This window comes from Yinghuangia sp. YIM S09857, from assembly GCF_051388915.1.
In the GTDB taxonomy this organism is placed as follows: domain Bacteria; phylum Actinomycetota; class Actinomycetes; order Streptomycetales; family Streptomycetaceae; genus Yinghuangia.
Window position 1 is genome coordinate 137,443 of sequence record NZ_JBPKBH010000009.1, and the last position, 9,608, is coordinate 147,050.

Annotated in this window: 7 protein-coding genes and 1 pseudogene; 4 read left to right on the forward strand and 4 right to left on the reverse strand. The window is 72.0% G+C overall.

All coding sequences use genetic code 11. From position 1 onward, the window contains the following. Window positions 1-61 precede the first annotated feature (61 nt). Window positions 62-724 carry a response regulator gene (locus ACRX5S_RS20860; protein ID WP_436774517.1) on the reverse strand — a complete coding sequence of 221 codons (663 nt, stop codon included), beginning with the start codon at window positions 722-724 and terminating at the stop codon, window positions 62-64. After that, a complete protein-coding gene (locus tag ACRX5S_RS20865) occupies window positions 721-2,172 on the reverse strand; it encodes a sensor histidine kinase (protein ID WP_436774518.1) in 1,452 nt (483 codons plus the stop codon). The genes ACRX5S_RS20860 and ACRX5S_RS20865 overlap by 4 nt, the downstream gene beginning before the upstream one ends. 260 nt (window positions 2,173-2,432) lie before the next feature. Here ACRX5S_RS20865 and ACRX5S_RS20870 point away from each other — a divergent pair, with 260 nt between their 5' ends. Together ACRX5S_RS20870 and ACRX5S_RS20875 are read left to right on the forward strand one after the other, a co-directional pair. Continuing rightward, a complete protein-coding gene (locus ACRX5S_RS20870; RefSeq protein ID WP_436774519.1) occupies window positions 2,433-3,224 on the forward strand; it encodes an ABC transporter ATP-binding protein in 792 nt (263 codons plus the stop codon). Window positions 3,225-3,472: 248 nt separating this feature from the next. Then, entirely contained in the window at window positions 3,473-5,929 is a 2,457-nt protein-coding gene (locus ACRX5S_RS20875; protein ID WP_436774520.1) for an ABC transporter permease, read from the forward strand. 407 nt (window positions 5,930-6,336) lie between these two features. Here the strand turns inward: ACRX5S_RS20875 and ACRX5S_RS20880 are convergent. Both ACRX5S_RS20880 and ACRX5S_RS20885 read right to left on the reverse strand, forming a co-directional pair. Further along, window positions 6,337-6,523 (reverse strand): annotated as a pseudogene (locus tag ACRX5S_RS20880) (ISL3 family transposase); the annotation flags it as partial. Between the two features lie 137 nt (window positions 6,524-6,660). Next, entirely contained in the window at window positions 6,661-7,809 is a 1,149-nt protein-coding gene (locus ACRX5S_RS20885) for a cytochrome P450 (protein WP_436774521.1), read from the reverse strand. A 142-nt stretch (window positions 7,810-7,951) separates the two neighbouring features. On the opposite strand from ACRX5S_RS20885, the gene ACRX5S_RS20890 reads away from it, so the two are divergent. Further along, on the forward strand, window positions 7,952-8,851 hold the full coding sequence (locus ACRX5S_RS20890; protein WP_436774522.1) for a helix-turn-helix domain-containing protein: 900 nt from the start codon (window positions 7,952-7,954) through the stop codon (window positions 8,849-8,851). 209 nt (window positions 8,852-9,060) lie between these two features. Beyond that, a complete protein-coding gene (locus ACRX5S_RS20895) occupies window positions 9,061-9,567 on the forward strand; it encodes an NUDIX domain-containing protein (RefSeq protein WP_436774523.1) in 507 nt (168 codons plus the stop codon). The last annotated feature ends 41 nt before the right edge of the window (window positions 9,568-9,608 follow it).

Sequence of the window (9,608 nt, forward strand, 5' to 3'; positions counted from 1 at the left end):
CGACGGTCGCCGAACAGTGCACGGCGGCGCCAAGCGTCCCGGAACGGCGGCAACGGAAGCCTCAACGCCGCCCGGGCCGCACCAAGCCCGTCTCGTACGCGAACACCACCAACTGCGCCCGGTCCCGCACCGCCAGTTTCACCATCGCCCGGCTGACGTGCGTCTTGGCAGTCAGCGGGCTCACCACCAGGTGCTCCGCGATCTCCTCGTTGGACAGCCCCTGGCCGACCAGTCCGACGACCTCGCGCTCGCGTGTGGTGAGGAGTTCGAGGTCCGGGATCTCCGCCGGGGCGCTGGCCTGCGCCGTGTACTCCTCGATCAGGCGCCGGGTCACGCCGGGCGAGAGCAACGCGTCGCCCTCGGCCACCGACCGTACGCCGCGCAGCAGTTCGGCGGGCTCGGTGTCCTTGACCAGGAACCCGCTCGCGCCGTTGCGCAGCGCCTCGAAGACGTACTCGTCGAGGTCGAAGGTCGTCAGGATCACGATCCGGGTCTCCGTGAGCGCCGGGTCGGCGGTGATGTGCCGGGTCGCCTCCAGGCCGTCGCCGCCCGGCATGCGGATGTCCATGAGCACGACGTCCGGGCGGTGTTCGCGTACGGCCGCCAACGCCGTGGCGCCGTCGGCGGCCTCGGCGACCACGGTCATGTCCGGCTGGGCGTCGAGCAGGGCCCGGAACCCGGCGCGGACCAGCGCCTGGTCGTCGGCGAGCACCAACCTGATCACGCGTCGTCCCCTTCGGTGCGGCGGCTGCCACCGGTCCCGGGGGCCGGGTCGGCGGCGGAGTCGGCACCATCTTGTCCGGCCAGCGGCAGGAGAGCCACCACCCGGTAGCCCCCCTCGGGCCGTGTGCCGCTGGTCAGGCTGCCGCCGAGGGCGGTCGCGCGCTCGCGCATGTTGCGCAGACCGTGGCCGCCGCCGGCAGCGGGCGACGCCGTTGACGCGGCCCCCGACCCTCGCCCGTCGTCCTCGACCGCGACGCGCAGCGCTTCGCCTTCCGCGGTGTGCTGCACGGTCAGGCGCACGGTGACGACCGTCGCCCCCGAGTGCCGCACCGCGTTGGTGACCGACTCCTGCACGATGCGGTACGCCGCGAGTCCAACCGGCCCCGGTAGTGCCCGCACCGCGTCGTCCCGCTCCAGGCGTACCGCCAGATGGGCCGTCGAAGCGCGCGTCACCAGGTCGTCGAGATCCGCGAGTCCGGCGGTCGGGGTGCGTGGGGCGGCCTCGTCCTCGCCCTTCAAGATGGCCAGGACGCCGCGCAGTTCGCCCAGCGCCTCGCGGCTCGCCTGCTTGACGGCGGTGAGCGCGGTGCGGGCCTGCTCGGGGTTGGCGTCCATCAACTCCAGGCCCACGGACGCCTGGACGTTCATCAGCGAGATGTGGTGCGCGAGCACGTCGTGCAACTCCCGGGCGATGCGCAGGCGTTCCTCGCCCGCCCGGGCGCGCTCCGCCTCCTCGCGCGCGGCCTCCTCCTCGGCCTCGCGGCGGCGTTCCGCGGCGACGTACGCCCGGCGCACCCGCACCACCTCGCTGAACGCCGCCAGTACCAGCAGCCACGCCGCGACGCCGCCCGCCCACGCGAGGTTGGGGATGTCGTTGTCGCGGATCAGCGGGCCGAGCCAGGCGATCGTCGCGTACCCCGCGAGGAGTACCGCGTACGACACCGCCCGGTGGCCCATGGTCATCGCGGTGAACAGCGCCACGATGAGCGACACGAACACCGGCCCGGGCGGGTACTCGAAGAGCGTGTAGACGAGCGGCGGCAGGACCGACGCGACCAACACCTGAACGGGGTAGCGGCGGCGTACCAGGAGCAGCAGCGGCCCGATCGCGACCAGCACGATCGCGAGCGGGTCGAGGTCGCGCAGCCCGGACTCGTGGCGCTGGTTGTGCGCGGCGGCGAACGTGCCGCCGATCTGGAACGCGGCGATGGCGAGCGTGAGCAGCAGGTCGCGCGGGATGCGACGGAACGGTGGGGGCAGCGGCGGCCCGAACAGCGGCGGGGGCGCGTCGGCGGTACGGCGCGACGGTTTACCGGCCGGGCCGGCTTGGCCGGACGCGGTGCCGGACTTCGTGCCGGACGTGCCGGAGGCGCCCGGCGCGGTGCCGGTCGCCCGGCCCGCCGCCGGGTCCGTCCCGGAGGGGCCGCTGCGGGAGGAGGAGGGGATCACCGCTTCAGGGTAGGCCGCCCGGTGCGTCCGAAACGTCCCCTGACCGGCGACGTCGCGTCGTCTCCCGGCGGCGCAGCGGGCCGCGCGGCACTGCTCCCCGGGGAGTAGGCACCGGTACCGGCCGCACCCTCGGGCGACTCCCGGGGGATGCGCACGGGTCACTCCTGGTGAGGGACGTCACCGGGTCGGCCCGCGAGGAGGCTTGAGGCAGTTCGCAAGCACCACGCCCCATCCCCCTCTCGCCGAAACGGGAGCCCACCATGTCCAGTTCGTCCCCCGCATTCGCCGCACAGCACACGGAGCCCGGACGGTACGCGGCGTGCACGGTGCACGCGGTCCGCGCGTACGGCACCGGCGACACCGAGGTGCGTGCCCTCGACGACGTCACCGTCGGATTCCCGAGCGGCCGGTTCACCGCCGTGATGGGCCCGTCCGGCTCCGGCAAGTCGACACTGCTGCACTGCCTCGCCGGCCTGGACACGCTGACCGGCGGCCAGGTCCTGCTGGGCGACACCGACCTCGGCACGTTGTCCGACAAGCAGCTCACCCGGATGCGGCGCGACCGCATCGGTTTCGTCTTCCAGGCGTTCAACCTGCTGCCCACGCTGACCGCCGGGGAGAACGTCACCCTTCCGGCCGCGCTGGCCGGCACCCGCCTCGACCCGGAGTGGGTGGCGCGCGTCGTCGGCGCCGTCGGGCTCGGCGATCGCCTGGACCACCGGCCCGGCGAGCTGTCCGGCGGCCAGCAGCAGCGCGTCGCCGTGGCCCGCGCGCTGGCCACCCGGCCCGAACTGATCCTCGCCGACGAGCCGACCGGCAACCTCGACTCGCGCAGCGGCGCAGAGGTGCTCGGGCTGCTCCGCGAGGCGGTCGACTCGCTCGGCCAGACGGTGCTGATGGTCACGCACGACCCGGTCGCCGCGGGCTACGCCGACACGGTCGTGTTCCTGGCGGACGGCCGCATCGCCGACCGCATGGAGTCCCCCACGCCGCAGGCGGTCCTGGACCGCATGAAGGCGTTCGATCTGCCGAAGGCCGGTGTGTCGCTGTGAACTCCTCCGCAAACACGGCCTCTTCCCCTTCCCCCGATGGGCGTTCCGACCGTCCCTCGCGCACGAACCCCCGATCGCAAGGGCGTTCGCGCGGGCAGGCGCACGACAACTCGGGTGACCCGTCGCTCGACCCATCGAACACGCCACCGAACTCCAGGAGTTCCCCGGGTTCCGTCGGGATCGGACGCCTGGCCGTACGCAACCTCGTCGCCTACAAGCGCCGCGTCGCCGGCCTCGTCCTCGCGGTCGTGCTCGGCACCGCGTTCCTGTCCGGCGCACTGATCCTGTCGGACACCGTCAAGTCCTCGATCACCGGCCTCATCCGCGACAACGGCGCGGGCACGGACGTCGTCGTCCGCAACGCGACCGACGTCACCGACGAGCCCGGCACGACCCGGGCGGCGATCCCGGGCGACACGGTCGACCTGGTACGCGGGGTCCCCGGCGTCGCGGCGGCCGAGCCCGTCGTTGTCGGATACGGCCAACTCGTCGGCAAGGACGGCGACATGCTGACCGGCAACGGCCCGCGCGTGGCCGGGAACTGGATCGGCGACCCGGACCTCAACCCTTACACCCTCGCCGAGGGACGCGCGCCGCAGGCGCCGGACGAGGTCGTGATCGACCGTGCGTCCGCCAAGCAGGGCGACCTCGAACCGGGCGACCGCATCACGGCCCTGACGCCGGACCCGGTCCCGGTCACGGTGGTCGGCGTGGCGCGCTTCGGCGACGCCGACGCGTTCGGCGGCTCCTCCTACACCGGGTTCTCCCTCGACGGGGCGCTGACGCACCTGGGGAACGGACCCGGGCAGATCAGCTCGGTGTCGGTACGCCTCGACCAGGGCACCGACCAGGAGGCCGCGGCGGCCGCGATCCAGCAGGTGCTGCCGCCGGGCGTCCAGGCGCTGCCCGGCTCGGACGCGACACAGGAGCAGGTCGACGCCGTCTCCAACGGCTTCCTGAACATCTTCCGGACGTTCCTGTCCGCGTTCGCCGCCATCGCGCTCGTGGTCGCGGCGTTCTCGATCAACCACACCTTCTCGGTGGTGACCGCGCAGCGCATGCGCGAGGCGGCCCTGCTGCGGGCGCTCGGCGCGTCGCGGCGGCAGATCCGGGCGCAGGCCATCGGCGAGGCGGCCCTGATCGGCGTGGTCGCGTCGGCCGTGGGCCTGATGGCCGGACTCGGCCTCGCGGCCGGGCTGAAGGCCATGTTCGCGGCCTTCGGGTTCGCCTTCCCGGTGGACGGCCTGGTGTTCCGCGCCGAGACGGCGATGATCGTGCTGCCGGTCGGCATCGTGGTGACGGTCCTGTCCGCGCTGGTGCCCGCGGTGCGCGGTTCCCGGGTGGCGCCGATCGCGGCGCTGCGGACCTCGGCGGCCGAGTCCGCGGGCGTTCCGCCGCTGCGCACCGCGGCCGGCGCGGTCCTGACGGCGGCGGGCATCACGCTGACGATCCTCGCGGACGGCGTGTGGCTGCTGGCCGCCGCGGCGCTCGCCTCGCTCGCCGGCGTGCTGCTGGTGGCTCCGGTCGTGGTACGCGCGGTCGGCGGCGCCATCACCGCGCCGTTCCGCAGGCTGGGCGCGGGGCCGATGCTGGCGCGCGGCAACGTGCTGCGCAGCCCGCGCCGTACGGCCGGTGCGGCAACGGCCATGGTCGTCGGCATCGCGGTCGTGACGGTGTTCGCGGTCTTCGCGGCGTCGCTCAAGGACGGCGCGGCCACCGAGACGCGCGACACCATCTCGGGCGACGTCGTGATCGGCGGCTCGTCTCCCGCGGGTTGGGCAGGCGGCGGACACAGCCCCGAACTGACCCGCAAGGCAGGCGAGTTGCCCGGCGTCGAGACCGCGGTCGGCATGCAGCAGGGCAACGCGCTGCTGGACGGTTCGAGCAAGACGATCGTGGCGGCCGACACCTCCCGCCTGGACGTCGCACTCGACCTGGGGCTCGACTCCGGCACCGCCACCGGCCTCGGCACCGACGGGATCGCGGTCTCGCAGCCCAAGGCGGAGGACGCCGGGTGGCAGGTCGGCTCGCCGGTCGAGATCACGTACCCCGACGGAGTCCGCGCGACGCTGACGGTGACCGGGATCTACGACCGCACGACGGTCGTCGGCGACTACCTGATCGACCGTCAGGCATGGTCCCCGCACGCGGTGACCCAGGTCGAGGCGCTGACCGTGATCGCCGTCGCGCCCGGCACCTCGGCGGACGAAGTCCGGCTGGCGACCGAGCAGTTGGCTGTGGCGTACGGAAATCCGCCGGTCGAGGACCGGGACGGTTACGTCGAGGCGTCCATGTCCATGGTCGACCAGTTCGTGACCGTGGTCTACGTCCTGCTGGCCCTGGCTCTGCTGATCGCCCTCGGCGGCATCGCCAACACGCTGTCGCTCGCGGCCCACGAACGCCGCCGCGAACTGGGCCTCTTGCGCGCGGTCGGCGCCGAACGCGGCCAGGTGCGGGCGTCGCTCCGCTGGGAGTCCGCCTACGTCGCCGGCCTGGGAGCCCTGACCGGCCTCGTGTTGGGAGCCTTCCTCTCCTGGGCGGCCGTCGCGGTCCTGTCCGGCGACCAGGACCTCCCGTACGTCCTCCCGCCGGTGCAACTGGCGATCCTCTTCGCCGCCGGAACCGCCGGAGGCCTCCTCGCCGGCACCCGCCCGGCGGCCCGCGCCGCCAAGATGAACATCCTGAACGCCATCTCAGCGGAGTAGCAGAGGAGTTGGCCCAACAGAGAAGCGCCCGACGGCATCTCGGGAGCGACCGACCAGGTTGCCCCCGAGGTGCCGTCCCCGTGCGTTCGCACGAGATTCTTCGTCGAGCTCGCCACCTTCCGGCGCGACGCCCAGTTGGGAGGCGACATGACGCACCCACGTCGGCGATGTACGGATGCCAATGATGGGGCCGCCTTTGCCTCGGGAACGAACGCCGCGCTGCCCTGCTCGGACCACGAAGTTGTGATGCGGAACCGCCCGTGGCCACACTGAGCCGAACCCCTCCGTCAGTGTCGCCGCCGGTGCAGGGACTCCTCCAACTGGCTTTCCACCACGCTGCCGCCGCCGTCGAGGAGCGCCCAGCGGATCAGGACGCCGTCGAAGATCCAGCAGTCATTCGCCGGCAGCAGCAGGGCGAAGCCTGCTCGTCCGTGCGTCTGGCGTGGGACCCGTTTGGTCTTCGTGGTGGCGCCCTGTACCGAAAGTGAGGGTGGCGTTCACGGCGTCGATGTCCCGGTCCAGGCCGCGGGTGAAGGCATGCAGATGGGACAGGTCAGCTGCTCGGACCGGCACGATCCAGCGCGAGTGTCCGTCGGCTTCGGCACCGCATCCTCCTCGGAAAGCAGCGCGCACCGTCACCACCGAAAGCGAGACGGGCCCGTTTGGTTGACACACCCGCATGACATCACCACCACCTCCTTGGCGTGCCAGGAGAAGTCGTCCGATTCTGATCAGGCAACCTTCAGGGGGATGTGTTCGAACGCCCGGGCCCAGATGGAGGTGTAGCGGCGTGGCTCGCCGTCGAGTTCGTACGCGGGGAAACGGGCGTGCCACTCCTCGAAGGCGACGCGTGCTTCGAGGCGGGCCAGGCCCGCGCCCATGCAGAAGTGCGTGCCATGGCCGAAGGCGAGGTGGCGAGCGGCGGTGCGGGTGATGTCGAAGCGTTCGGGGTCGGGAAACTCGCGGTCGTCGTGGTTGGCCGCACCCCACACGAGCATCACGCGTGACCCGGCGGGGATGCGTGCCCCGTGGAGCTCGACGTCGCGGGTGGTGGTGCGCGGGAGGGCCTGGGTCGGGGACTCGACGCGGTTGATCTCTTCGACGGCGGTAGGCCATCGGGCGGGCTCGCGCAGGAGCAGGTCGCGCTGTTCGGGGTGGGCGGTCAGCAGCACGATGCCCGAGCCGAGCAGACTGGCGGTGGTGTCGTTGCCGCCGAGGACCAGGAGCAGGCAGAAGCCGAGGAGTTCGTCGTCGCCGAGGCGGCGGCCGTCGATCTCGGCGGTGGTGAGGGCGGTCATCATGTCGTCGCGCGGACGGCGTCGTCGCTCTTGAAGGAGCTCGGCGAACATGGCGTAGATCCGTTCCGCGGCGTCGCCGTAGCCACCGGTGGCGTTGACGGCGATGAATGCCTCGGTCCACGTGCGCATGGGGACGATGTACTCGTCGTCCAGGCCGATCATGGCGGCCACGACAAGACTGGGGATGACGGCAGCGTATTCGTGCTGGAACTCGCATCTGCCGCGGGCGGCGATGTCGTCGGTGAGGGCCCTGGCGCCGGCCCTGATCTGTTCCTCCATGGCCGCCACCCGGCGGGGGGTGAACGCGCGCGACACGAGTCTGCGCAGCGCCGTCTGCCGCGGGGGGTCCATGTAGATCATCTGGGGGAGAAGACTGTCGGCCTCCTCTACGAGGCTGGAGAACGTCGCGTGGTCGCCGGCCGCGGCCTGCACGTCCTCGAACCGGGTGAGAGCGTAAAAGCCGGCCTCGGGATCGTGGTAGACGGGGTGGCGATCGCGCATGGCGCGGTAGACGTCCCAGAGTTCCTGCTGGAACCGGGGCGTTGACGGGTCGTACCGGAATCCCTTGCCTATCGCGGCCACATCGTCTCCTCGCATGTCATCGCGCTGCTTCAGTCGCACTCTGCGATGGCGAATATTCGTTATCATGTGGTGTATATTCGTTGTCTGGTGACGGTAGGACCTGGGTCTTTCGAATACAAGGGGCTGTCTCATGCCTGATGCGATGGCTGGCGATCGGTCCGCGTCGCCGCCGACCGATCGGGTCGTCGCGGTCGTCGAGCTCCTTGCCGGCGAGGACCGGGCGCTCAGCGTCGCGGACATCACCGCGACGCTGGGCCTCAGTCGGTCCACCGTGACCGCGGTCCTCTCCGGGCTGGAGTCGGCCCGCTGGGTGCGGCGGCTCACCGACCGCGGTTATGTGCTCGGCCCAGGTCTGCTGGGCGTGGCCGGCGCCGTCGGCCGCCGCGTGCCGCTGGCCGAGGCGGCCGCCGTGGAACTGGCCGAACTCACCGCGCGCACCCGGTGCGGCGCGACCTTGTGCGAAGTGGACGGCGACGCACTCACCTTCCTCGCCGTCGAAGGCGGGCCCGGGGCCTTTCCGGTCGGCGTCGCAGTGGGCGCGCGGCTACCGCTGCGCCCGCCAGCCGGTGCCGTCCTCGTGGCATGGCGCAGCCGGCAGGAGCAGACGGACTGGGTCGCCCGCGCGCCGCACGCCCTGCGCCCGGCCCTGCTCGAACTTCTCGACCTGGTACGCGTTTGCGGCGCCGCGCTGTGGCGGCCCGACACCGACCACGGTCCGCTGCTGACCCTGCTGCACGACGTCGTTTCGGAACTGGGCGAGCACCCCGGCCGCGACGCCGTGCACGCCCGCCTCCTCGACCAGCTCCTGGTCATCGCCGGCCGCCCCTTCACTGCCGACGACCTGGTCTCGGACGAACCGCTGCCGCTCACCTTCCTCGCCGTGCCGGTCCTCGGCGCCGACGGGCACCCCCGGTACGAACTCTCCCTCGGTTCGATGACCCCCGTCACCCCGCGCGCTGACCGCGACCGCTACCTCGAGGAACTGCGTTCCACCGCGGAGCGGCTCTCCGAGGCCATCCAAGGCAGACGCGGGAAAGACTGAGCGATCTTCGCCGGGCCCGAGCTCCGGGGCTCGCGCAGCATGGCAGTCCTGTCCGAACGGTCGTGCGGTGCCCACCTCGGCGAGTTCGCCCGTGCGACCCTCGCCTCCCCTCAGCGCTGTTGGGGGCAGCCGGAGCAGGCATCGGCCTGAGGCGCCGGGGTAGACGTGCGACATTCGTGAGCGCGGTATGGCTTTGGAAGGTGGGGTTCTTGACGGAGTCTCAGGCCGGGGACGTTGTCCGGGCTTTGGTGGGGGAGCAGGTTGGGGTGGCGGTTGCGGCGGGGGCGGTGATCCTTGATGGGCCGGGGCGGGTTGTGGTGGTGAATCCGTCGTACAAGGACGGGTGGGAACTGCCGGGTGGGATGGCGGAGGAGGGGGAGGACCCGTACACGGCGGCGCGGCGGGAGGTGCTGGAGGAGATCGGGCTCGATCTGGAACTCGGGCGCCTGCTGGTTTGTGACGTTACGTCACCTGGGGTGTACGGCCGGGTGGTTGTGCATTTCGTGTTCGACGCACCGGTGCTGACGGATGATCAGGTGCGTGAGCTGCGTGCGGTCGATCTGGAGTTGATCGGCGCTGCGGCCATGCCGGTGGAGGATGCGTTGGCGGCGCTGCCCGAACGGGTGTCGCGGCGGGTGGCGGTCGCGCTGCGGATGCGGGAGACCGGTGAGTGCGCGTATCTGGTCGACGGGGTTGCGGTGGGTGGTCCGGGGTGACCTGAAACGCCGTGACGCCGCCGGGTAGGACCGGCGGCGTC